Annotated in this window: 20 protein-coding genes and 1 riboswitch; of the genes, 8 read left to right on the forward strand and 12 right to left on the reverse strand. The window is 63.5% G+C overall.

Annotation, left to right across the window (positions count from 1 at the left end; translation table 11 throughout):
• Nucleotide 1: 1 nt before the first annotated feature.
• Nucleotides 2–1,171 (forward strand): hypothetical protein, encoded by a 1,170-nt coding sequence (locus ACFT1A_RS22265; RefSeq protein ID WP_378448795.1) that lies wholly within the window; start codon nucleotides 2–4, stop codon nucleotides 1,169–1,171.
• A 4-nt stretch (nucleotides 1,172–1,175) separates the two neighbouring features.
• Nucleotides 1,176–2,621, forward strand: a complete 1,446-nt coding sequence (locus ACFT1A_RS22270) for an aldehyde dehydrogenase (RefSeq protein WP_003945530.1) — start codon at nucleotides 1,176–1,178, stop codon at nucleotides 2,619–2,621.
• Nucleotides 2,622–2,954: 333 nt separating this feature from the next.
• Here ACFT1A_RS22270 and ACFT1A_RS22275 read toward each other — a convergent pair whose 3' ends face one another.
• The 5 genes from ACFT1A_RS22275 to ACFT1A_RS22295 all read right to left on the reverse strand — a co-directional run bounded on the left by ACFT1A_RS22275 (nucleotide 2,955) and on the right by ACFT1A_RS22295 (nucleotide 7,315).
• On the reverse strand, nucleotides 2,955–3,656 hold the full coding sequence (locus tag ACFT1A_RS22275; RefSeq protein ID WP_378448796.1) for a CbiX/SirB N-terminal domain-containing protein: 702 nt from the start codon (nucleotides 3,654–3,656) through the stop codon (nucleotides 2,955–2,957).
• Nucleotides 3,653–4,714, reverse strand: a complete 1,062-nt coding sequence (locus ACFT1A_RS22280; RefSeq protein ID WP_378448797.1) for an ABC transporter substrate-binding protein — start codon at nucleotides 4,712–4,714, stop codon at nucleotides 3,653–3,655. The genes ACFT1A_RS22275 and ACFT1A_RS22280 overlap by 4 nt, the downstream gene beginning before the upstream one ends.
• Nucleotides 4,711–5,529, reverse strand: coding sequence for an ABC transporter ATP-binding protein (locus tag ACFT1A_RS22285; protein WP_378448798.1), 819 nt, complete (start codon nucleotides 5,527–5,529; stop codon nucleotides 4,711–4,713). Before ACFT1A_RS22285 ends, ACFT1A_RS22280 begins: the two co-directional genes overlap by 4 nt.
• Entirely contained in the window at nucleotides 5,526–6,533 is a 1,008-nt protein-coding gene (locus ACFT1A_RS22290; RefSeq protein WP_378448876.1) for a FecCD family ABC transporter permease, read from the reverse strand. Before ACFT1A_RS22290 ends, ACFT1A_RS22285 begins: the two co-directional genes overlap by 4 nt.
• A gap of 115 nt (nucleotides 6,534–6,648) precedes the next feature.
• Nucleotides 6,649–6,786: riboswitch (cobalamin riboswitch) on the reverse strand.
• Between the two features lie 16 nt (nucleotides 6,787–6,802).
• Nucleotides 6,803–7,315 carry a TetR/AcrR family transcriptional regulator gene (locus ACFT1A_RS22295; RefSeq protein ID WP_378448799.1) on the reverse strand — a complete coding sequence of 171 codons (513 nt, stop codon included), beginning with the start codon at nucleotides 7,313–7,315 and terminating at the stop codon, nucleotides 6,803–6,805.
• 148 nt (nucleotides 7,316–7,463) lie between these two features.
• Here ACFT1A_RS22295 and ACFT1A_RS22300 point away from each other — a divergent pair, with 148 nt between their 5' ends.
• Genes ACFT1A_RS22300 through ACFT1A_RS22310 form a run of 3 tightly spaced genes read left to right on the forward strand, consistent with a single transcriptional unit; the run spans nucleotide 7,464 to nucleotide 9,697 of the window.
• The gene (locus ACFT1A_RS22300) at nucleotides 7,464–8,402 is read left to right on the forward strand and encodes an alpha/beta hydrolase (RefSeq protein ID WP_378448800.1); all 939 of its coding nucleotides are present in this window, start codon (nucleotides 7,464–7,466) and stop codon (nucleotides 8,400–8,402) included.
• 10 nt (nucleotides 8,403–8,412) lie between these two features.
• Nucleotides 8,413–9,360, forward strand: a complete 948-nt coding sequence (locus ACFT1A_RS22305) for a cation diffusion facilitator family transporter (protein WP_378448801.1) — start codon at nucleotides 8,413–8,415, stop codon at nucleotides 9,358–9,360.
• 28 nt (nucleotides 9,361–9,388) lie between these two features.
• Entirely contained in the window at nucleotides 9,389–9,697 is a 309-nt protein-coding gene (locus ACFT1A_RS22310) for a hypothetical protein (RefSeq protein ID WP_378448802.1), read from the forward strand.
• A 59-nt stretch (nucleotides 9,698–9,756) separates the two neighbouring features.
• Here ACFT1A_RS22310 and epsC read toward each other — a convergent pair whose 3' ends face one another.
• The 6 genes from epsC to ACFT1A_RS22340 form a co-directional block, all read right to left on the reverse strand.
• On the reverse strand, nucleotides 9,757–10,335 hold the full coding sequence (gene epsC, locus ACFT1A_RS22315) for a serine O-acetyltransferase EpsC (RefSeq protein WP_003945907.1): 579 nt from the start codon (nucleotides 10,333–10,335) through the stop codon (nucleotides 9,757–9,759).
• A 5-nt stretch (nucleotides 10,336–10,340) separates the two neighbouring features.
• Entirely contained in the window at nucleotides 10,341–11,276 is a 936-nt protein-coding gene (gene cysK / locus ACFT1A_RS22320) for a cysteine synthase A (protein ID WP_019747115.1), read from the reverse strand.
• A 187-nt stretch (nucleotides 11,277–11,463) separates the two neighbouring features.
• Nucleotides 11,464–13,293 (reverse strand): phosphoenolpyruvate carboxykinase (GTP), encoded by a 1,830-nt coding sequence (locus ACFT1A_RS22325; protein ID WP_317551408.1) that lies wholly within the window; start codon nucleotides 13,291–13,293, stop codon nucleotides 11,464–11,466.
• A gap of 277 nt (nucleotides 13,294–13,570) precedes the next feature.
• Nucleotides 13,571–13,909, reverse strand: a complete 339-nt coding sequence (locus tag ACFT1A_RS22330) for a DUF6802 family protein (protein ID WP_378448803.1) — start codon at nucleotides 13,907–13,909, stop codon at nucleotides 13,571–13,573.
• A 131-nt stretch (nucleotides 13,910–14,040) separates the two neighbouring features.
• Nucleotides 14,041–15,381: a hypothetical protein gene (locus ACFT1A_RS22335; protein WP_378448804.1), complete on the reverse strand. Its 1,341-nt coding sequence runs from the start codon at nucleotides 15,379–15,381 to the stop codon at nucleotides 14,041–14,043.
• Nucleotides 15,374–16,306: a GTPase domain-containing protein gene (locus ACFT1A_RS22340; protein WP_378448805.1), complete on the reverse strand. Its 933-nt coding sequence runs from the start codon at nucleotides 16,304–16,306 to the stop codon at nucleotides 15,374–15,376. Before ACFT1A_RS22340 ends, ACFT1A_RS22335 begins: the two co-directional genes overlap by 8 nt.
• Nucleotides 16,307–16,469: 163 nt before the next feature.
• Between ACFT1A_RS22340 and trmB the strand changes: the two genes are divergently transcribed.
• The 3 genes from trmB to ACFT1A_RS22355 are packed head-to-tail and all read left to right on the forward strand — an operon-like array spanning nucleotide 16,470 to nucleotide 20,927.
• Complete coding sequence (gene trmB, locus ACFT1A_RS22345; protein ID WP_378448806.1) at nucleotides 16,470–17,228, forward strand: tRNA (guanosine(46)-N7)-methyltransferase TrmB; 759 nt, start codon at nucleotides 16,470–16,472, stop codon at nucleotides 17,226–17,228.
• On the forward strand, nucleotides 17,225–17,932 hold the full coding sequence (locus ACFT1A_RS22350; protein WP_283307642.1) for an NYN domain-containing protein: 708 nt from the start codon (nucleotides 17,225–17,227) through the stop codon (nucleotides 17,930–17,932). Before trmB ends, ACFT1A_RS22350 begins: the two co-directional genes overlap by 4 nt.
• Before the next feature lie 10 nt (nucleotides 17,933–17,942).
• Complete coding sequence (locus tag ACFT1A_RS22355) at nucleotides 17,943–20,927, forward strand: MMPL family transporter (RefSeq protein WP_378448807.1); 2,985 nt, start codon at nucleotides 17,943–17,945, stop codon at nucleotides 20,925–20,927.
• Here ACFT1A_RS22355 and ACFT1A_RS22360 read toward each other — a convergent pair.
• Nucleotides 20,902–22,797, reverse strand: coding sequence for a DUF2339 domain-containing protein (locus ACFT1A_RS22360; RefSeq protein WP_378448808.1), 1,896 nt, complete (start codon nucleotides 22,795–22,797; stop codon nucleotides 20,902–20,904). The two genes, ACFT1A_RS22355 and ACFT1A_RS22360, sit on opposite strands and share 26 nt — an antisense overlap.
• Between the last annotated feature and the right edge of the window lie 268 nt (nucleotides 22,798–23,065).

Here is a 23,065-nt window from a genome sequence, read left to right on the forward strand (position 1 = left end):
CATGCTGTCACCGATGGACGACTACCCCGTTCACCAGATCGCCGAACCGATCCGTCACGTAGCCACCTCGGATCGAAACTTCTACGACCGCTACTACTTCAACTGCTACCCCACCGAATCCCCCGACGTGTTCCTCATCGTCGGACTCGGCCAGTACCCCAACCTCGGCGTCATGGACGCCTTCGCGGTACTGCGCCGCGGTGACGACCACATCGTTGCCCGTATGTCGAAGGCACTGGGCGCCGACCGTACCGACACCACCGTCGGACCTTTGCGCATCGAAGTGCTGGAAGGACTGCAGAAGCTCCGCGTCGTCCTCGAACCGGGCAGCGAATACGATCTCTCCTTCGACATCACCTTCGACGCCACCATCCCGGCGGCGCTCGAGCCCAAGCACTTTCGTCGCCAACTCGAACGGGTCACGTTCGACACCTCGCGCTTCCTGCAAACCGGGACCTGGACCGGATCGCTCACCGTCGACGGGGAGGAGTTCGCGATCGACCCGAAGACGTGGCGGGGAAACCGCGACCGCTCGTGGGGTGTGCGTCCGGTCGGTGAAGCCGAACCGCAAGGCAGACGCGCCGTCGACGGAATCCAGAACTTCTTCTGGATCTACGCGGTCATGCAGTTCGACGAGTTCACCATCTCGGTGATCATGCAGGAAGACGAGCAGGGCAGGCGCATAGTCGAAGAGGCCATGCGAGTGTGGCCGGACGAAACCAGGGACAACGAATGGCTCGGCCGGCCCGAACACGAACTGACGTTCTGCCCCGACACCCGCGACGTCACCGGAGCAACCATCACCTTCCACCGGCCAGGCGGTGAAGTCCTCACCGTCACCTGCGAACTGTTGCTGGCCAACTACATCGGAATCGGCACCGGCTACGGACTCGAACAGGACTGGCGTCACGGAATGTGGCAGGGCGAACTCGTCGTACAGGGACTGCGCCACAAGGTCCACGAGATCGAACCGTTCCAACGCATGTTCTCCCCCGTCGACAACCTCGCGTCCTTCACGCTCACCGAAGGCGCGAACACCCACACCGGCACCGGTCTTTTCGAGGTAGCCGCCATCGGACCGCACGAGAAATACGGATTCACCAGTTTCACCGACACCGCACAGGCAGACGACGCGTATGCCCTCGCGGCGACCGACAACACCGAGGAATGAATTGATGACTGACTACGACAAGCTCTACATCGGTGGAGCATGGGTGGCCCCGGCTACCGACCAGGTACTCGAAGTGTTCTCTCCCGCAACGGAGGAACGCGTCGGCAGCTGTCCCATCGCAGCACCGGCAGATATCGACGCGGCCGTGTCCGCAGCCCGCGCGGCGTTCGAGGGACCGTGGTCACGCACCACCCCCGCCGAGCGCGGCGCGATCCTCGCCAAGGCCGCCAAGCTGATCGAAGAGCGCAGCGCGGAAATCAACCAGCTCATCTCCAACGAGATGGGCCAGCCGCCCGCCATGGTCGGCATGATGCAGCAGACCCCGTCGATGGCGACGCTGGGCTACTACGCCGAACTGGCCGACAAGTTCGCGTGGGAAGAGAAGCGCACCGGCGCATTCGGGCAGACCAAGGTGACCCGTGAGCCCGTCGGCGTCGTCGCCGCCGTGCTGGCCTGGAACGTCCCGCTGTTCCTGGCGATCAACAAGCTGGCACCCGCCCTGCTCGCCGGCTGCACGGTTCTGCTCAAGCCCGCACCCGAATCGCCACTGTCCGTCCACGTGATTGCCGAGATCTTCACCGAGGCAGGCGTTCCCGAAGGCGTCATCTCCGTGCTCCCCGGCGGAGCCGAGACCGGCGAATACCTGGTCTCGCACGCGGGCATCGACAAGATCACCTTCACCGGATCCAGTGCCGTCGGCCGCAAGATCGGTGCCATCGCCGCGCAGAACCTCAAGCGCTGCTCCCTCGAACTGGGTGGCAAGTCCGCCGCGATCATCCTCGAGGACGCCGACATCGCCGCCGGAATGCCGATGCTCGTCATGTCCGGGCTGATGAACACCGGTCAGGCCTGCGTCGCTCAGACCCGAATCCTCGCTCCCCGTTCGCGTTACGACGAGGTCATCGAGGGCATGAAGACCGCCGCAGGCTTCATGACCGTCGGCGATCCGTCCGATCCCGCAGCACAACTCGGCCCCCTGATCTCCGAGAAGCAGCGCGAGCGCGTCGAGGGATACATCGCCAAGGGCAAGGAAGAAGGCGCACGCGTCGTACTCGGTGGTGGACGTCCCGCCGGTCTGGACAAGGGCTGGTACGTCGAGCCGACGATCTTCGCCGACGTCGACAACTCGATGACCATCGCACGCGAAGAGATCTTCGGACCCGTTCTCTCGGTGATTCCGTACGACTCCGAGGACGAGGCCATCAAGATCGCCAACGATTCGGATTACGGCCTCGCCGGATCAGTCTGGACCACCGACATCGATCACGGACTCGAAGTTGCCGCGCAGATCCGCACAGGTACCTACGCGATCAACTGGTACGCCTTCGATCCCGGATCACCATTCGGCGGGTACAAGAACTCCGGTATCGGCCGCGAGAACGGACCCGAGGGCCTCGAGGCCTTCTGCGAGACCAAGTCCGTACTCATGCCGCCCGGCTACGTGGGCTGACCCACCCGGGAGTTGGCACCCTTTGCTGACAGTTGGCACCCGTTCCGACCTGCCGGAACGGGTGCCGACCCCGTGAAAAGGGTGCCAACCCCCCAGCGAATCCACAGATCCACCCGGTACCGTCGAAAACGAATCAGTCATCTCACAAAGGACATTCATATGCTCACCAACGCCATCAACGCTTTCCTCGCACTCTGGGGCAGCGCCTCCGTCGGCAGCAGTGGATACCAGATCCCGCCGGGAACCCTGCCCTTCGGTTCCTGAGACAGGACACCAGAACCCGCTGAGCGCACTTCGCGCCCAGCGGGTTCTCTGCTTTCACCGACCCGGTATCTACCGGTCCAGAACGTGATCCACCAATTGATCCTCGAGACCGGACACCAACGCGTCGGCGTCTCCGGCGTCCACATGACCGAACCAGGTACCGCCGGGGTTCGCGATCACCAACGGCCCCAGGTTGCACGGGCTCAGGCAACCGGTCCCCGTCACCTTTGCCGAAGTACCTTTGGCCGCCGCGCTCATCGCCCGGTGCAACGGTCCTGCTCCGTACGCCATACAGCGAGGCCCCTTGCACACCAACAGATGCCTCTCGTGCGGCTCGATCACCGACCACGCCGGACTGCGGTACGACGCCGGACTCGCGGTGATCGGCTTTCCCGCCGAGCCGAGTTCGTCGATCACCTGCCCGGCCACCGCGCCTTCGAGCGATTCCGATTCGTGGAGCGTCACTTCCAGTTCGGCGTCGATTCGGGTTTCGCGCCAGTTCGCAACCGCCTTGCTTGTCCACGTGAGCAGGTACCGATCCCTCGGCACCGCAACTGGAATCAGCACGACCTTGCCCACGTCATCGGTACGGGCTCGATCGAGTTCCTCGTGAAGGCTCGGCGAAGCGACATCGAGGTACGCAACACGAACGTCGACGTCGGTGCCCGCTTGAACAGCGTCGAGCAGCCGGCGTGCAGCCGACTCGTCCAGTCCACTGACCGTCGGCCGAACTACAACGATCACCCGACGCGAACCACTGTCGACACTCATGCCGACGGCGCAGTTGTCCAGTCGATGCTGCTCGACGGAGCCAGCCCGAACTCTTCGATCTTCGCGCGCAACTGTTCCGCGCCGTAAATGTTGGGGAATCCGCTGGTGAACATGGCGAGCGGGAGCACGACGAAGCGGTTCTGTTTGACGGCGTCGAGGTCACGTAGACCTTCTCGGCTCTTGATCGCGTCGATCTTGCCCTGTACTTCGTCGGCACTCTTCTTGTAGTCCATGATCACGATGACGTCGGGTTCGGACTTCGCGACGGTCTCCCAGCTCGCCTTGAACCAGGTGTTGTCGACGTCGGCGAACACATTGGTTCCCCCGGCCGCATCGATGATTCCGTTGGGGGCTCCATTACCTCCGCTGGTGTACAGATCTTCTTCACCGCTGTCGTAGATCAGCACCTTCGGCTTGTCGCCCGCATCCGGTGCCGACTCCAGACGTGCCAAACGCGAATCCAGTTCGGTCTGCGCCTCGGCGGCAGTGTCCTCGGTTCCGAACAGCTTTCCGTAATTCGTCACGTCTGCACGGAGGGCATCCCACGGACCCATCGTTCCGAGCGCGGAATCCGCGGCGGCACTCTGCCGACAGCTGTCGGAGATCACATATGAGTCGATATTGTTGCCCTGCAGCGATTCCGGCGTCACACCGGACGCTCCCTTGAACAAGCCGCTGTACGAGCCGACCACCAGGTCCGCCTGCTTACCCAGAATCGTCTCCATCGTGATCGTTCCGTCCAGGTGTGGAACGTCGGCGATTCCAGGACCGAACATCGAATCCATGACCGCGTCGTTGTTGGTGTTCAACACGACCGCAGCGAGACGATCCAGTCCGCCGACTCGGAGAATGGTGCCGATATTGGCCGCATTGCTTGTGGCAACAACTTTTTCGATCGGAAGTTGGAAAGTGCTTTCCGTTCCGCAGTTCTCCAGCGTGACCGAAGTCTTGTCTGCGGCTGCGTCGACGGGTGCGGTCGCTGTGCAGCCGGAAACGGCCAACAACGCTGTCGCGGCTGCGACCGCACCGAACGACGCGCGGGTCTTGACGTGTATCAAAGTGCACTCTCCGAAAATGTGAGTTGTGGTTGAGAATTTCGTGATTCGAATACGAGGTGTGAACGGCCTGTCGCAGGGTTCACGAGCTCGAAAGTCTCGACGCCGAAAACAGTTGCGACCACCGAGGTGGTGAGTACGTCGGAGGGATGACCGAAGGCCTTGGCAACTCCGTCCGCGAGCACGAGTACCCGATCGCACACTGCTGCAGCCAAATCAAGGTCGTGCAGTGCCATGATCACCGTCCGGTCCAACGACCGGACCAGATCGAGTAATTCGAGTTGATGCCGGATGTCGAGATGATTGGTCGGCTCGTCGAGGATGAGTACGCCGGCGTCCTGTGCGAGTCCCCGGGCAAGAAATACCCGCCGACGCTCGCCGCCGGAAAGCGTGTCCATCGAAGAGAATCGGTGCTCGATCATTCCGACCTCGCCCAGAGCACGATCGACGACGGCATTCTCGTGCTTTCCGCCGACGCTCCAGGGCTTCGCGTGTGGGGTGCGTCCCAAAGTCACGTATTCGTGAACCAACAGGTCGGCGGGACTCTGCTCTTCCTGCGCCACAAAAGAAATTGCTTTGGCCCGCGACCGCGCGGACATCGTGTGCACGGAATCGTCGCCGACGCGAACGTCACCGCCGACGATCGGTCCGAGACCGGCGAGAGCGCGCAAGAAGGTCGACTTTCCCGAGCCGTTCGGACCGACCACACCCACCACTGCGCCGGCGTCAGCCACGATGTCGACGCCCTTGACGATGGTTCGACGGTCGATGCGAACAACTACTCCGGACGCAGTCAGTGACAGAGCACGGGCGCTCACGAACTACCACCGAAACGGTAGCGCCGACGGCCGAGAAGCAGGAGAAACAGCGGAGCACCGATCACCCCGGTCACCACGCTCAGCGGGATCTCTGTCGGCCGCAACGACGTCCGCGCCACGACGTCGACCCACACCAGGAACGACGCCCCGATCAGCGCTGCCGCCGGCAACACCACTCGATGTCTGGCTCCGACGATCATGCGTGTCACGTGCGGTATGACCAAGCCTACGAAGGCGATCGCACCGGAGACCGCAACCATCGTGCCGACCAACGCTGCCAGCACTCCGAACAACACGTTTCGCAGGGTTCGGATGGGAATACCGAGGGAAGCCGCGACGTCCGGCCCGGCCGCCAGCGCGTCCAACCAACCGTGCAGCGCGAACACCGCTGCAGTGAGCAGGACCACAACGATGACCGGCGCCCACAACTTGTCCCAGGAGGCACCTGCCAAACTTCCCAGGAGCCAGAACAATACGGACTGCGCAGCCTGGGAGTCGTTGGTGCGCAGGACCAAAAAGCTCGCGATCGCCGACAGCGCGGATGCGGTAACAGTTCCCGTGAGAACCAATCGCAGTGGAGTGATGCCGCCTTGCAGCGTCGCGATGGTGAAGACCAGAATCGCAGCTCCCAGAGCTCCGATCATCGCACCGAGGCTGAGCGCCCATACTCCGGCACCGGCGAACAGTCCGGTGGTGATGACGGCGGTAGCACCGACACTCGCGCCGGACGACACTCCGAGCAGGTGGGGATCGGCGAGAGCGTTACGGACGAGGGTTTGCACCACCGCACCGGCGACGGCAAGACCAGCGCCGACAGCCAGACCGAGGAGCACCCGAGGTGCCCTGATCCCCCACACGATCGCAAGATCCGAGCGTGTGACGGCCGGGCCTCCGAAGCGCGAGTGCACCACGTCCACCACTGTGGACACGGGGAGCATCTCGGATCCGAAGGCCAACGCGCACACAGCCGAGACCGCGGTGACGACCAGCAGAATGGGCAGCACGATACCCGGACTGAGTCGTCCTCGCGGTGCACCAGCCTTCGGCGAAGGCAGGTGGGTAGGTGGAGACAGAGCTCCGCCAACAGCATTCATGGTGTGACCGATCCATCCTCGTGGCATGACACAACGTCAACGAGGGTGGTATCTGGCTACGGTCGACGCGTGGACGACCTCACAGTGGCGGGACCGCGCCGGAATTGCACCGACTTCCCATTACCTCGATGATGACGTCAGAACCATAACGGACTGCGGTCACCATTCCCCACACCGGATCAGGATTCCGACGCGATCATCGATCTCGCATGCCGCACGACGGCTTCCGTGCGCACCCGAAGTTCTTCGGGTGAATCCGATTCCAGCACAACCCGATGCACCTGACTGTCCACGGCAGTCACGGTCAGCCGCGAAGTCAACAACGCGTCCTGCGCACTGAATCCACGGCTTTGTAACACGTCCGAAAATCCCAGTACCAGTTGCCGATTCATTCCTTCGACCTGTTCGATGAGCTCACGCGTACGCGGAACCTGATCGTAGAGCAGGTGAAAGAACTGTCGCGGTTTACTGTTCACCGCGACCGCGCACTCCACCAACATCCTCACGGCATCGTCGAGGGAGAGTTCGCGCTCGACGATGTCGGAAAGGCACACCGCAAAACATTCCCGCGCGGCACTCACGTGACGGTTCGCCAACTCGGAGAGGATCTCGTACTTGTTGCCGAAATACTGGTAGAGCGAGCCCACCGACACGCCTGCCTCGTCAGCGATCCGGTTGGTGGTCGCCGCCATGCCCTCCGAAGCGAAAACGCGAGTAGCCGCCTCCAGGATCGCGTCGTACGTAGCCCTGGAGCGCTGCTGGGAGGGCCTTTTCCGCCGAGTCGACACGGTCCTCCGATGCGAGTTGTCAGCCGCGATGCCGGTATCGAGAATTGTGTAGGTGACCAGCGCCGATTATTCGAAGTTTATGCCCGCCCGGTACGCCGACCACATGCCGGCGCCGACCCCGACTTGGTGGGAGTGGAACGGCAACACCGTCCACGTCGCACGGGCGGTGGTGCCGCACGCGCCGGTTCGTGTTCTCGGCATCCACGGCGCCGGCGGGTACTCGGGCGCGTTGTGGCCGTTTGCCGGGATCGGCGTGATACTCGGCGCCGAAGTCCTCTTCCCCGACCTTCCGCTGTACGGCGACACCGTTGCAGCCGATCCCGCCGGCATACGGTACGAGCAGTGGGTCGATCTCCTCTGCGATCTCGTCCGAGCCGAGAAGGCAGCCGACGATCGGCCGCTGGTGTTGTTGGGAGCCAGCATCGGCGGTCTGCTGGCCTACGAGGTAGCCGCGCGGACCGGTCTGGCCGACGCCGTCGTCGCTACCTGTCTGCTCGATCCGTCGAATCCGTCAGCACGAGCTGCCGCAGCGCGGTTCGCCCCGATGGGTATCTACGGCGCTCCCCTGATGCGCCGCACCGAACGGCTGGTGGGCCGCATCCGCGTACCCATCCGTTGGGTCGCCGACGTCGCGAACATGAGCAGCAATCGGGAACTCTCAACGCTGTGTGCAACGGACCCGCGCGGCGGCGGTGTTCGGGTGCCACTCGGATTTCTCAGCAGCTACTTCTCGTTCGAGCACACCGCGCCCGAATCATTTCGCACGACACCCGTCCTGCTCACCCACCCGGCCGACGACCGATGGACACCGCCCGAGCTGAGCCTGGAGTTCCTTCGCCGTATCAACGCACCCACCGAATCCGTGATGTTGGAAGGGTGCGGGCACTTTCCCGTCGAAGAGCCGGGCCTGACGCAGTTCCACGACGCCGTCGCCACACTGCTGCGCTCCGTCGCCGAGCGTCACCGCACGAAACCGTCGTCACCCGCCTAGCCTGAGAATCGTGAGCACCGAAACGGAAGCATCGGCCGACGAGAGCACCACGACGGTCGTACTGGCGTTTGCGGCGAATGCACTGATCGCCGGGGCCAAGACCGCGGCCGCCATCGTCACCGGATCTGCCTCGATGGTCGCCGAGGCCACCCACTCCTGGGCCGATACCGGCAACGAAGTGCTGCTGCTGATCGCGAACCGCCGCTCGAAACGGGTTCCCGACCGAGACCAGCCACTCGGCTACGGCCGGGAGGCCTACATCTGGTCGATGTTCGCCGCCCTCGGACTGTTTGCGCTCGGCGCGGGTGTCTCGATCACCCATGGCATCCAGGAACTGTTCCATTCCGAACCGGCGTCCGACTTCGGTGTCGCCTACGCCGTCCTCGGCGTCTCGTTCATCCTCGAAGGCATCTCGTTCCGGCAGGCGTACAAACAACTCCGAAACGAAGCGTCCGCTGTGAACCGCGACGTCATGACCCAGGCACTCAACACATCCGACCCGACGACTCGGGCCGTGTTCGCCGAAGATGCTGCGGCACTTATCGGTTTGGTCATCGCGTTCGTCGGTGTTCTGCTGCACCAGATCACCGGTTCACCGATCCCCGACGCCCTCGGCTCCATCTTCGTCGGCATACTTCTCGGAGTCATCGCGATCATCCTGATCGATCGCAACCGCCGATTCCTGGTGGGCGAAGAGGCCTCACCGACGCTGCGGGCAGCAGCCGTCGAAGCTCTCACCCAACTACCCGAGATCAACCGAATCACGTTCTTGCGCATGGAATACCTCGGGCCGCGGCAGGTGTACCTGGTGGCAAGCGTCGATCTGGTCGGTGACTACGTGGAATCCCGTGTAGCGCACACGTTGCGCGAACTCGAACGCTCACTCGAGCAGAGCCCACGCGTCGTGCGGGCGATCCTGACCCTCTCGACGCCCGAAGAACCGTCGATCACCGTCTGAGCTTTCGGCTGGGCGATAGGCTCGTTCGATGCGCGCACTGATCGTGATTCTGATGGTTCTGGGATTTGTCGTCGGTGGAATTCCCCTGGTGGGCATTGCGATCGACATGTTGACCAGTCGTGACGACACGATTGTCTACCAGGGTGCGTACGAACCGATCCGGGGTGTGCAGATGAGTCGCGACTACGAGTCGAGCCTGGACATTTCCTACATGGCGCTCCCAGACAAATCGCCGCAGTGGTTAATTCTCGCCTGCTATCCCCTGATCGGAGCAGCACTGGGCGCTTTGACGGCCGTCGTACTGGGACGTCTCGGGTGGCGCCTGACGCGCGCCTGAGCAGACGCCGATGGCCACCCGTCGTCGACACGAGGGGTGGCCATCGAAGAAGGACAGCTTCAGATGTACATAGCAGGATCGATGTAACTGTTCGGGTCCACCAGTTTTTCCTTGGTGGTCCGCGGCCGCGCCACCGCCGGGATACCCGTCGCGATGGATTCGGCCGGAACATCCCTGGTCACAACGGCGTTGGCGCCGATAGCGCTACCTTCGCCGATGACGACGGGCCCGAGGATCTTGGCACCCGCACCGACCGTGACCCGGTCACCCAGCGTCGGGTGGCGCTTGACTTGCTCGAGCGAGCGACCGCCCAGGGTGACGCCGTGATAGAGCATCACGTCGTTACCGACCTCGGCCGTCTCCCCGATCACGACGCCCATGCCGTGGTCGATGAAGAACCGTCGACCGATGGTGGCACCGGGATGGATCTCGATGCCGGTGACGAAGCGTGTCAGCTGCGAGAGCACTCGCGCCGGGCCGCGTAGTGCGGGGACGGCCCACATGCGATGCGCAACCCGATGTGCCCAAATGGCATGCAGCCCTGAATAAACGAGCGCGTTCTCCACATTGCTGCGCGCGGCAGGATCCTGACCGCGCGCAGCCTGCAGGTCCTCGCGAATTGTCCCGAGGATACTCACAAGTCTCAGTCCCGGATGTGTTCGAACAGCGGGGTGGAGATGTAACGCTCGCCGAAGTCACACACGACAGCCACGATCAGCTTGCCGGCGTTTTCCGGACGCTTCGCCAGCTCGAGTGCGGCCCATACGATGGCTCCGGACGAGATGCCGCCCAGAATGCCTTCCTGGGTGCCGAGTGCGCGAGCGACCTCGATGGAATCGGGGAACGAGACGTCGATGATCTCGTCGTAGATCTCACGATCGAGGACGTCGGGCACGAAGTTCGCGCCGATTCCCTGGATCTTGTGAGGGCCGGGCTGTCCACCGTTGAGGATCGGCGAGTCGATGGGCTCGACACCGACGATCTTGACCTCGGGCTTGTACTTGCGGAGGGTGCGTCCGACGCCGGTGATGGTGCCGCCGGTGCCGATGCCGGACACGAAGATGTCGACGGCGCCGTCGGTGTCGGCCCAGACCTCTTCGCCCGTCGTGGCCTCGTGGATGGCCGGGTTGGCCGGGTTCGCGAACTGGCTGGCCGAGACGGCGTTCTCGGTCTGCTCGACGATTTCCTTGGCCTTGGCGACCGCGCCGGCCATGCCCTCGGAGCCCGGGGTCAGCACGATCTCGGCGCCGTAAGCACGCAGCATCACGCGACGCTCGGTGGACATGGTCTCCGGCATGGTCAGGATGACCTTGTAGCCGCGAGCAGCACCGACCATGGCAAGGGCGATGCCGGTGTTACCACTGGTGCCCTCGACGATGGTGCCACCGGGCTTGAGTGCACCGGACTTCTCGGCGGCATCGATGATTGCCACGCCGATCCGGTCCTTGACGCTGTTGGCCGGGTTGTAGAACTCGAGCTTGACGGCAACCTGTGCGTCCAGGCCCTCGGTCAGACGGTTGAGCCGCACGATCGGGGTGCGCCCGACCAATTCGGTCACGTTGTTGTAGATCCCGCTCATATCTGGTCCTCCTGAGGATCGAGTGTGTCGACCCGCTCGATTCGCTGATCACTGCTTTACGGCTGAACTGCTTAACGGCTGAACTGCATAACGGCTACAGGCAAAGGGCATACAGACGACCGATGCCGCATCGGTTCATCAAATTGAACCAATGCGGCATCAGGCCACTACATACGGGGGCGGTTTATCAGGCCAACCGCTGCTTCAGAGCTTCGAACTCGTCACGAATGCCGGTCGGCAGCTTCTCGCCGACGAAGTCGAACCACTCTTCGATGAGCGGGATCTCGGCCTTCCACTCGTCGATGTTGACCGCGAGAGCCTCGGTGATGTCGGCGTCCGACACGTCCAGGCCTTCGATGTCGAGTGCCGATCCGGTGGGAACGACGCCGATCGGGGTGTCGATGCCCGCAGCCTTGTGCTCGATACGCTCGACGATCCACTTCAGGACGCGAGAGTTCTCGCCGAAGCCTGGCCACAGGAAGCGTCCGTCGTCGCCGCGGCGGAACCAGTTGACGTAGAAGACCTTGGGGAGCTTGGACGCGTCCGCGGACTTGCCGAGGTCGATCCAGTGCTGGAAGTAGTCACCGACGTTGTAGCCGAGGAACGGCAGCATCGCCATCGGATCGCGGCGAACCGTACCGACCTGGCCTTCGGCTGCTGCGGTCTGCTCGGAGCCGACCGTTGCACCCATGAAGACGCCGTGCTGCCAGTCGCGAGCCTCGGTGACCAGCGGAACCGTCGTCTTGCGACGTCCACCGAACAGGATTGCCGAGATCGGCACGCCCTTCGGGTCGTCCCACTCGGGAGCCATGATCGGGCACTGCGACATCGGGGTGCAGTAACGCGAGTTGGGATGAGCCGCATGGGTGCCCGACTCGGGCGTCCACTCGTTGCCCTTCCAGTCGATCAGGTGCTGCGGGTCGCCTTCGAGGCCCTCCCACCAGACGTCACCGTCGTCGGTCAGAGCGACGTTGGTGAAGACCGTGTTGCCCTGGTCGATGGTGCGCATGGCGTTGGGGTTCGAGGACCAGTTGGTGCCGGGAGCCACGCCGAAGAAACCGAACTCCGGGTTGACGGCGTACAGCTGTCCGTCCTCACCGAAACGCATCCAGGCGATGTCGTCACCGAGGGTCTCGGCGCGCCATCCGGGGATGGTCGGCTGGATCATCGCGAGGTTGGTCTTGCCACAAGCGGAGGGGAATGCCGCCGCGATGTAGTAGGCCTTGTCCTCGGGCGAGATCAGCTTGAGGATGAGCATGTGCTCGGCCAGCCAGCCCTCGTCGTGCGCCATTGCCGAAGCGATACGCAGCGAGTAGCACTTCTTGCCCAGGAGAGCGTTTCCGCCGTAGCCGGAACCGAAGCTCCAGATCTCACGATCTTCGGGGAAGTGAGTGATGTACTTGGTGTCGTTGCACGGCCACGCCACATCTTCCTGGCCCTCGGCCAGCGGAGCGCCGAGCGAGTGCAGAGCCTTGACGAAGAATCCGTCGGTGCCGAGCTTGTCGAGAACCTTGCCGCCCATGCGGGTCATGACCCGCATGGAGACGACGACGTACTCGGAATCGGTGAGCTCGACGCCCAGCTTCGGATCCTCGGCGTCGAGGGGGCCCATGCAGAACGGAACGACGTACATGGTGCGTCCACGCATGCAACCGCGGTAGAGGTCACCCATGAGGGTGCGCATCTCCGCCGGGTCCATCCAGTTGTTGGTGGGACCTGCGTCGATTTCTTCCTTCGAGCAGATGTACGTACGCGATTCGACTCGCGCCACATCGGAAGGATCGGAGTTGCCGAGGAAAGAGTTCGGCTTCTTCTCGTCGTTGAGGCGGGTGAAGGTTCCTGCCTCGACCAACTTCGTGGTCAGTCGGTCCCATTCTTCGTCCGAGCCGTCTGCGAAGACGACGCGGTCAGGCTGGGTGAGTTCGGCAACCTCTTGCACCCATGCAAGCAGTTCCTTGTGCTCCGTGGGGGGCGTGCCGTCAGTTCCATTGAGACCGGGAATGGTCGCTGAGGTCATCAAACTCTCCTGGGGTGAGCCGGAACCGGGTTCTCGTGACACCGGATGCGAACTGCAGCGCCCCGATACCAGTCGATCCCGGTGTCCCCCTCTCGACGGGGTCCAGCCGCGTCATCCACTCACGTGGATTTCACGGACGCCGGGTGTCCTATGTATTGAGGTTAACGCTGGCTGTTCACCTGCAGGTAATCGGGTGCGGTCAGAAATGTCACAGAAACGATTCAGTTGGTGTGTTCAGGTGCCTACCCGGCGCTCAGAGCACATAAACGGAAGCTTTTCAGAGCGCGCCGGCATCGATTTTCTGCCAGACGAGGGAGCCTGCGTCGTCTCGACGGCATTCCCAGGCCGAGTAGTCGCCGTCCGACTCGATCGTCGTGAGGCGATCAGCGCTACCGTCACGATCGAAATCGGACACGATCACGACGGCGTCGTCGGAGTGGACGACGCGGCTGTCAACCGTCCCGTCACCGTCCAAGTCGAAGGCGTCGAAGTTCATTTCGCCGGCATCGACCGGTCCCGACGCGGGCCCGAAAGTCTCGGGCTCGATACGCCCAGGATCGAGCGCTTCGGATTCCTGCCCGTCGATGTGTCCGGCCGTGATCAGAAATGCATCCATGAATCCCCCAAATGAAAGTGACTGCTGCTTCGGCAACCCCTACCGAAACCGTCCGCTCAGTATTACCAGACTCGGCCGATCACGCGTGGCCGAAATTGCCGCCCTGGGGACAACCGCCCGCCCGAGAATCGTCAGAAGGCAGCGTTCAACGCGGCGAGGTCGCGCTCGCACGACGCGAGCTGACCCGATCTGGCCGCGGCAAGCTCACGCAGTTCACCGTCGATCTCCACGATTCGCGCCTGCGCCGACGCCAACTGTTCGCGACTCTCCGCCATGATCGCCGCTCCCAGATCTGCCTCCGCCTCGAGCAGCACGCTCTGTACCCGCTGCTCCCACTGAGCGCGCACCGTCGACATCGACTCCACAATCCACGACCGCGATTGGGCACGATCCGCCATCAGCCCGCGAGTTCGCGCCAACCACCACGCCGCGACGCCACCCAGCACCAAGGTCACCGGGATGCTCGCGAACTCCAATGCCGGAATCATCTCCAGCGGAGTCACCGCGATCCGGCCGAGGCCGAGGCCCGCGGACGCGCCGACAAGAATTGTCACCCGGTCCTCATTTCTCCGTCGACGATCCGGCGGGTCCTCTGGAATCCGTGGGGAAGCCACGTAGCCGGTCGCACCCGCCACCTCGACAGCTGCCGCCATCGCGGCATCGATTACCCGGGTGTGATGGTCGACCTCGTGCTGCAACCGCATCGGTACGCTGCCCAATTCGGCTCGCGAGGCCGTGTCGACCCAGGCACGTGCCCCTGCGACCGTCGCCCGGGTCGCTTCGGCGATTTGTTGTGACAGATCCCCACGCGCTCGTTGCAGTCGGCTTCGCACCTGCACCAGTCGTTCGCCTCGCCGGCCGTCGCGGTCTGCGAGCAGCTGTGATCGCTCGGCCCGCAATTCGGCACCCGGAACGCTGTCACGAAGATTCCGGATCTCTACCTCGATCATCCGACGTGTCTGCGCTATGACGCCGGAATTCGAGTCGCCTGCCTGCCCCTCGCGTGCCACCTGGCTCACGACGGCAACGAGCGCCTGCTCCTGACCAGGCGCAATCGGAACGATCGATGCCTGGGCAAAAGCGGTGCAGTGAGAGGAAAGAACCTCGGCATCGCGTCTGTGCACAGCCTGCCAGTCTCGGTAGACGTCAACGCGGGTCAACGCCACCACCACCGGCGTTCCGCTTTCTGCTGCGTCGTCGAGCAGAAGAAGATCCTCGCGACCGATCACGCTGGCAGCATCGACGACCAGAAGTACGACGTCGGCGTCCGCTTCGCGCGCCGCTATCGAACACTCGCCCGAAGCACGGAACATCTGCACGATGTCTTCCCGGCCACATCTCTGTGGCCCGACAACGTAAATGCGAGTGCCACTGGATGATTCACCACTGACGAGGCGACCCGAATCGGAGGACGGGTTCCATCGTTGCACCACACGCAGAATCGAATCCGGAAGTACCGAAACGCTATTCATCGGTCACCGCCGGAGCCGAGCGATCGCCCCCGAGCTGCGCCCACCGACGCACATACCCGCGGCGAATCAGTGAGATCCTTTGTTGTGGAGCCTCTTCCGACTCGTCGACGAGCTCGCCCCACCACCGACTGCACGTGCCCGCCTCGTCAGCAGTCCGAGGAGCGGGAGGCTCGCCGTGACGCAGACCTCGAATTTCGGAGCTCATCATCGCCGCCGCGGCGCCGAACAACACCGCGGAGTCCGAACTCAGATACAACTCGATCTCGTCCCTGCCCGCAGTGCTCCGCGAGGCAGATCGCGTCAGCACTGGACCGATCTGCTCGACCCGGCCCCACCACTGCGCCTCCAGGACAGGTCCGAGGGCCGCGAACAACTCTTCGACTCCGCGTCCGCTCAGCGTCTCCACCGGAACCGTGTGTACGCCGACGGTCTCCGAGATTTCCGCGGCCCGTCCCAGTGCCTCGTCCCAGCGCGGTCCGAACAGGTCGGCCTTGTTTGCCGCGACCACCGCCCGATCCGAGACTCGGGCGATCGCTCGGCGATCGACTTCGCGGACCGCGTCGACCACCACGTAGACAACACAACGATGACCCAGATCAGGGTTCGACGCTCCAGGGACGTCGAACGCACGCGACTCGGTCACCACAACCGGTGCACCGACAACTCTGCGCGAGAACCGCTGATCGCGCCCCAGGACCCGGACCAACGACGACCGCCCCACCCCGGCTCGACCCGCGACTACCAACTCGAGCGGCGCGGTCAGCGATCCGAGCACGGAGTGAACCGCCTCTGCGGCCCCCGAATCGATCGACGCCAGCCGGTATGCCAGAGCGCGCAACCGGTCGATCGGCTCCCCGCAGGCGTCGTCGAGCGATTCTGCGGGCAACATTCGTGACCAATTGCTGCATGCAAATCCTGTGTTCATCCCCACCCCACGTCCCCATCGTGTCGGTGAGATTCTGTCAGGTTCTCGGCAAGGACGGCAGGTGACACCGCCCTTTCGCCGACTGTCCGAAGTCGGCGGATTCAGGACTTTCCGCGGAAAGTCTCAACTCAAACTTCAGACCCGTCTGCGCTAAACGGGGGTCATGCGTGACAATGGGTTCGTGAACGAAGCCGATCAGCATGCACCGCAGACCCCAGAGACGGGGCAGACGGACCACGCCAAGGGGTCCCGTCTCCATCCGAGAGTGACCAGCTTTCGCTCTCGCCGGGGTGCGCTGACCGACGCACAGCAGCAGGCTTGGGACCGTCAGTGGCCACTCATCGGCGCCGACGTCTCGGACACACCGCTCGACGCGAACGCCTGGTTCGGGCGCGAAGCACCCCTGATCATCGAGATCGGTTCGGGTACCGGTACCGCGACGTCCGCTATGGCCAAGGCAGAACCGCACGTGAACCTGGTCGCGATCGAGGTGTACCGCCCGGGGCTCGCACAGCTTCTGCAACAGGTCGAACGCGAAGAGATTCCCAACGTCCGCGTACTACGCGGTGACGCGATGGACGTACTCGAGAACATGGTCGCGCCCGAGTCCCTGACGGGCGTCCGGGTGTTCTTCCCGGATCCGTGGCCCAAAGCCCGCCACCACAAGCGTCGCCTCCTGCAGGGGCCGACGTTCGCGCTGATCGCCAACCGCCTCAAGCCTGGCGGAGTGCTGCACGTGGCCACCGATCACGCCGAATACGCAGAATGGATCGAAGAAGCCGGTAATGCCGAGCCGCTGCTGACCGCACTCGACTGGGAGTCTCCGATGACCCACGAGCGTCCGGTCACCAAGTTCGAGGACAAAGCCCATAAGGTCGGAAGTGCAATCACCGAGCTTATATGGGGGAAGATCAGAGCATGAGCGTCAGCGAACAGCTATCCGACGACGTGGCGTCGTCGGAATCTCCTCTCGACTTCGGTCGTGACTCCCGCCACCCCAAGCGGGTGCTTCTGGTCTGGGACGCCCCCAACCTCGACATGGGCCTCGGCGCCATCCTCGGTGGCCGGCCTACCGCCGCCTACCGGCCACGATTCGACGCACTGGGCCGCTGGCTGCTCTCTCGCACCGCCGAACTGTCCGCACAGAACAGTGGCACGCTCGAGCCCGAAGCGACGGTCTTCACCAACATCGCCTCCGGCAGCGCCGACGTCGTTCGTCCTTGGGTCGAAGCCTTGCGTAACGTGGGTTTCGCGGTGTTCGCCAAGCCGAAGGTCGATGAAGACAGCGATGTCGATTCGGACATGCTCGAGCACATCGCGCTCCGGTACGGCGAGGGCCTCGCCGGAATCATGGTCGCGTCTGCCGACGGCCAAGCCTTCCGCGAACCCCTCGAGGACATCGCAGCAACCGGCATCCCGGTCCAGGTTCTCGGGTTCCGCGAACACGCCAGCTGGGCTGTGTCGTCCGATATCTTGGATTTCGTCGATCTCGAGGACATCCCGGGTGTCTTCCGTGAGCCTCTGCCACGGGTAAGCCTGGACACCCTGCCCGACGAGGGCGCCTGGTTGCAGCCGTTCCGACCGCTTTCTGCCCTGCTCATCGGGCGAAAAAGTGTTGCCGAGTAGGAGTTGATCAGTGTTCGCCAGCTGGGGAAGCATCGTCTATCGAGCCCGCTTCACCGTCATCGCTGTCATGGTGGCGGGGCTCCTCGGGCTCGCTGCGTACGGCCTGAGCCTGCAGGATCATCTCAGCCAGAGCGGCTGGGACGATCCGGGGTCGGAATCGGTAGAGGCTGCAAAACTCGCTGACGGCACGTTCGGACGCAGCACGACGGGTGACGTTCTGGCGCTGTACACAGCGCCGGAGGGCAAGACCGTCGACGACCCCGAGTTCCAAGCGAAGGTCATCGACAATCTGCAGCGGCTCGTTGCCGACAACCCCGACCAGATCACGAAGATCAACGGCTCGTACTTCAAGGTCGACAACGGTCTCTCGGTGGCGGCGCTGGCGGACAAGACCAAGCAACATGCGGTCACCAGCATCGCGATCGCCGGTGACAACGACACCGCTGTGTCCAACAACTTCCGCGACGTCGAGTCGCAGTTCTACATCGACGGTGTCGACGTGCAACTCGCCGGCCTGCAACCTGTCGCGAATTCGCTCAACGACACGATGGCCAACGACATCAAGCGCATGGAAATGCTCGCGATTCCCGCTGTCGGTGTCCTGCTGTTCTTCGTCTTCGGTGGCGTGGTCGCTGCCGCCCTCCCGCTGATCGTCGGTGGTCTCACTGTCATCGGCGCCAACGGCATCATTCGACTGATCACCAACTTCACCGAGGTCAACGCCTTTGTCGCGCCCGTGGTCTCTCTGGTCGGTCTGGGCCTCGCGATCGACTACGGACTGTTCATCGTCAGCCGTTTCCGAGAAGAGATAGCCGAGGGGTACGACACCCCGACCGCAGTACGCCGAACGGTCATGACGGCAGGTAGAACGGTCATGTTCTCGGCGACCATGGTTGCCGTCAGTCTCGGCGGTCTGCTGCTGTTCCCGCAGGGCTTCCTCAAATCGGTGGCCTACGGCGCCATCGCTGCCGTCATGCTTGCCGCGATCTCGTCCATCACGATCCTTCCCGCGATTCTCGGCATTCTCGGCAAGCGAATCGACGCGCTGACCTTCAAGAAGCTGCGCCAGACCAAGACCAACGAGGAAATCGAGAACGGTTTCTGGGGCAAGCTGACCCGCTGGGTCATGCAGCATCCGCTCAAGGTTGCGGTCCCGATCGTCGCGGCTCTACTGCTGATGATCATTCCGTTGACGGGCATCAAATTCGGCGGTATCAACGAGACGTACCTGCCTCCTGACAGTCCCACTCGTGTCGCGCAGGCGCAGTTCGACGAACTCTTCCCGGGCAATCGCACCGAACCCGTTCGACTGGTCATCCAGGGCGCCGACAACACCACTCTCGGTCAAATCTCCAAGACCGCAAACGCTGCGCCGGGTCTGGTCGAGAAGTTCACCCCGGAAGTTGCGACCAAGGACGGTGTCAACGTCCTCAAAGCTGGTCTGACCGAGCGCAACGAGGCACGTCCCACCATCGACTATCTGCGGTCCGCGGACTGGCCCGAGGGCACAACTGTGCTGGTCGGCGGTACTCCGGCCATCGAGCAGGACAGCGTCGACGCGTTGCTCGATCGTCTGCCACTGATGGTCGTATCCGTCATCCTGCTGACGACCCTGCTGATGTTCTTGACGTTCGGTTCGCTTGTCCTGCCCATCAAGGCTGCGTTGATGAGTGCGCTCGGACTGGGTTCGACGCTCGGAATCCTGACCTGGATCTTCATCGACGGGCACGGTTCCGGTCTGCTGAACTTCACACCGGGACCGATCATGTCTCCCGTCCTGGTGCTGATCATCGCGATCGTCTACGGCCTGTCCACCGACTACGAAGTGTTCCTGCTCTCCCGCATGGTCGAAGCGCGAGCGCAGGGCGCGAGTACTACCGAATCCATTCGAATCGGCACGGCACATACCGGCCGAATCATCACCGCTGCCGCACTGATCCTGATCGTGGTCACCGGCGCCTTCGGCCTGTCCGATCTGGTGATGATGAAGTACATCTCCTACGGCATGATCTCGGCGCTGATCATCGACGCGACGCTGATCCGAATGTTCCTGGTCCCCGCGACCATGAAACTGCTCGGCGACGACTGCTGGTGGGCTCCGGCCTGGATGAAGCGGATCCAGCAGAAGATCGGGCTGGGTGAGCCGATCCTCGACAACGAGCTGGTACTCGCGAACGTCCCGCAGATCGCGCCTGTCGGTGCGATCGCCGGACCGGGTCAACCGCGCAAGATCGAAGCGGCCTCTCGGGTCATGCCGCCGCCTGCCCCGGCTGTACAGCCGGAAAGCGGACCTCGTGTTCCCGATCCACTCACCGAGCCCATTCCGCTCAGCGAAATGGCGATCAAGGCACCGAACACGGATACACCTGCCGCGGAGAAGCCGGCACCGCGACGTCGTCTCGATATCGGGAGTGCAGCCAGCGCGCCCCAGAACTTGATCGAGGCACCGGTCCCCAATCCTTCGTACCGACCGCAACCGAACACCACCGACAATCGCAGGAACCCCGCGCCCGCCGCGCCGGCCGAGCGTCCCATCGAAAGCTGGTTGTCGGACCTGCGGGCCCGGGAACAGACTCCCCCGGCCTCACGGCCGCTGCCGGTGGTCCGGACGCCTTCGCGTACAAACGGTTCGGCGACCAACGGTGCTGCTAGCAGCGCTTCAGGCACCAACGGCTCGAGCCGGAACGGCTCTGCAAACGGTGCTGCCACCGGCTCTGCAACGAACGGTTCCGTAACCAACGGCTCCGTAACCAACGGCTCCGTAACCAACGGCTCAGCCCCGACCTCGGTGGAGGCGACCCCCCAGTCGCCGCCTCCACCGACCGCTCCGGAGCGTCGCAACGGGGTTTTCACGGATGCGCCTTCGCCTACCACCGAGCCCCGAGTTTCGGACGCCACCCCTGACGGCGACGACAACGCCACCGGCAGGCACCGACCTGACGACGCAGGCGCCATCAGCGTGAGCGAGCTCATCGCTCGCCAGAAGCGAAGCTGACCTGCTCCTGCTCCTGCTTGGCGAAGGCTCGTGCATAACGTGTCCCGACCAGCAGGAGCAGCAAGCCGACCACCAGGAAGGCAACGCTGCGCACCAGCCCACTGAGTGTGGCCAGGTCGAAGAGGAACAGCTTTGCCACTGCCGCACTGGTGAGAGCAAGCCCGGCTCCGAGCAAGACGCGAGCGTGCTGGCGGTTGTTCAATCCGAGCACCAGCGCTGACGTGGCGGCAAGCATCCAGACGATGGTTGCGACGCTATGCCCGACGACGAATCCGGTTGCACTGTCGAAGATTTCGACGCCGGACGAGACGAGCGCGCACGTCACCGCGTAGAGGACACCGAACCCTGCGGCCGCCCATAGAACCGCCGCGTTGGAATCGGCAATCAACTTCAGTCGGTGAATCGCCCAGACCAGCATCACCAGCGCGCCTATCGCCGTCAGGCTCGAGAGCGCCGTGATCGCACCGAGTTGCATGGACGCGGCGCGAGCGGTCGTCAACGCTTCCGGCGGAACCGTCGTGAGGTATCCGATCGATCCGATTGCCGCAAAGGCGGTTCCGAGCGCGAAGACGAAGCGCGAACCCGCATACAGCGAGACTCCGAGGAAGATCATTCCGACCGTGAGGATCAGCGGCACGACCAGAGATTCCGTCGCCCCGGAGAAGCAGCAGAGCAACAATGCGAGGGCGCCGGTTGCGCCCAGTCCGAATCGCAGTTGCGTCGGCAAAGGCTTGGCCGCCGCTGCAGCCGAAAGAAGGAGTGTCCCAGTAATTCCGTACAGCACTGCGGATTCGGTGCGCCCGAGCACGGCTCCGACGCTCATCAGCGGAAGGGACGAGACAACAAAGGTAGCAGTGGACCACGCCCCCGCAACACCGTCACGTGAGGGCGAACCCGTCCACTGCATCGCCATCGCGCAGCCGACCCCCACTATTGCGACCACGCCGGCACTGATCACCAATTGCACTGCACTGTTACCGGATTCGTCGAAGATGGACTCCGACGCTATCGCTACGAGCAGTGCGAGAACCACCGGTACCGTGCGCGCCATGCCCAGGTACTTCCAGTCACGACCGAGCTGGGCGGAGAACGTCGCCGATTGGATCGCGAACAGGAAACCGATGAGGGTCAACGATATTCCCGACGTCAGTACGGGAGCGAGCACCGCTGCTCCCAGAACGATCATGAGCGCCAGTGATTCGGAATCCCACTTCACGGCGAGGGCAACGCCGGCGGCGGCAATTCCGAAGGCAATCACCACGGCGAGCGGTGTCGTCACCCAACCGTAGAGAACGGACGCTGCGACGACGTCGAGGTACATCCCTGCAAAACCGGTGGCAGCCAGGGCAATTGCCCCCACCTTGCCCCCTGGTCGTCCGTGCACCCGCACCCCGGCAAATACCAAGGCGCCGGAAAGGAGTGCACCACCGAGCACCCGCAGCGGCGGTCCGAAGAATCCGGCCTGCGCTGCAAGTACCAGCAGCATCACGACGCCGATCAGAGTGACGGCAACACCTGCCGCGGCCAGGAGTCGACTGATGACGCCGTCGCGTTGCCACCAGGGCTGGCGAGGTGCGGCAACCGGATACGTCGGCGGCTGCCACGCGGGCACGCTCTGCTGAGGGCGGACCTGCTGCATCGGCTGTACCGGGGCTACAGGAACTACGGGAGCTACGGGAGCTACGGGAACAGAAGCTACCGGAGCCGGAACTACCGGCGCGGGCGCCGGCACGGCGGTCGAGGCCAGCTGAGTCTGCAGAATCGACAGGTTCTGGCCCATGTGACGCAGTTGTCGGCCGATGCTGTCGCACTCGGCCGAGAGGGCAGTCACCAATCGCGGATCGACGGCGGGAGAGCTCGGTGTAGTCATGAATATGAGCTTGCTGCTCGGCCGAACCGATCAGATGAGTAGTACTACCCGATCAGCGTGGGGACTTCTCGTATTCGACTGACAGCACCTTCGACTGACAGGGCACTATCGCCGAGCTGCTGCGTTCCGCAATCGTTCGGACAGAAGCCGACCCGAAGTGTGAAGCGGAGTGGATCGCGCGAAGGAGTCACCGTTCGGCGGAACGATCACGCACGGTACCTACGCTCTCACTCGGCCCCAAGTTCTCGTACGCGATGTTCTCGCTCGA

The sequence above is a fragment of the Rhodococcus sp. NPDC057135 genome (assembly GCF_042670865.1).
Lineage (GTDB): Bacteria > Actinomycetota > Actinomycetes > Mycobacteriales > Mycobacteriaceae > Rhodococcus_F.

What these genes read in the sequence shown, in the direction of transcription:
- ACFT1A_RS22265 (WP_378448795.1), top strand. Translation starts at nt 2, where the DNA reads ATGCTGTCACCGATGGACGACTACCCCGTTCACCAGATCGCCGAACCG.
- ACFT1A_RS22270 (WP_003945530.1), top strand. Translation starts at nt 1,176, where the DNA reads ATGACTGACTACGACAAGCTCTACATCGGTGGAGCATGGGTGGCCCCG.
- ACFT1A_RS22275 (WP_378448796.1), bottom strand. Translation starts at nt 3,656, where the DNA reads ATGAGTGTCGACAGTGGTTCGCGTCGGGTGATCGTTGTAGTTCGGCCG.
- ACFT1A_RS22295 (WP_378448799.1), bottom strand. Translation starts at nt 7,315, where the DNA reads ATGGCGGCGACCACCAACCGGATCGCTGACGAGGCAGGCGTGTCGGTG.
- ACFT1A_RS22310 (WP_378448802.1), top strand. Translation starts at nt 9,389, where the DNA reads ATGCGCGCACTGATCGTGATTCTGATGGTTCTGGGATTTGTCGTCGGT.
- cysK (WP_019747115.1), bottom strand. Translation starts at nt 11,276, where the DNA reads ATGAGCGGGATCTACAACAACGTGACCGAATTGGTCGGGCGCACCCCG.
- ACFT1A_RS22325 (WP_317551408.1), bottom strand. Translation starts at nt 13,293, where the DNA reads ATGACCTCAGCGACCATTCCCGGTCTCAATGGAACTGACGGCACGCCC.
- ACFT1A_RS22330 (WP_378448803.1), bottom strand. Translation starts at nt 13,909, where the DNA reads ATGGATGCATTTCTGATCACGGCCGGACACATCGACGGGCAGGAATCC.
- ACFT1A_RS22335 (WP_378448804.1), bottom strand. Translation starts at nt 15,381, where the DNA reads ATGAATAGCGTTTCGGTACTTCCGGATTCGATTCTGCGTGTGGTGCAA.
- ACFT1A_RS22340 (WP_378448805.1), bottom strand. Translation starts at nt 16,306, where the DNA reads ATGAACACAGGATTTGCATGCAGCAATTGGTCACGAATGTTGCCCGCA.
- trmB (WP_378448806.1), top strand. Translation starts at nt 16,470, where the DNA reads ATGCGTGACAATGGGTTCGTGAACGAAGCCGATCAGCATGCACCGCAG.
- ACFT1A_RS22350 (WP_283307642.1), top strand. Translation starts at nt 17,225, where the DNA reads ATGAGCGTCAGCGAACAGCTATCCGACGACGTGGCGTCGTCGGAATCT.
- ACFT1A_RS22360 (WP_378448808.1), bottom strand. Translation starts at nt 22,797, where the DNA reads ATGACTACACCGAGCTCTCCCGCCGTCGATCCGCGATTGGTGACTGCC.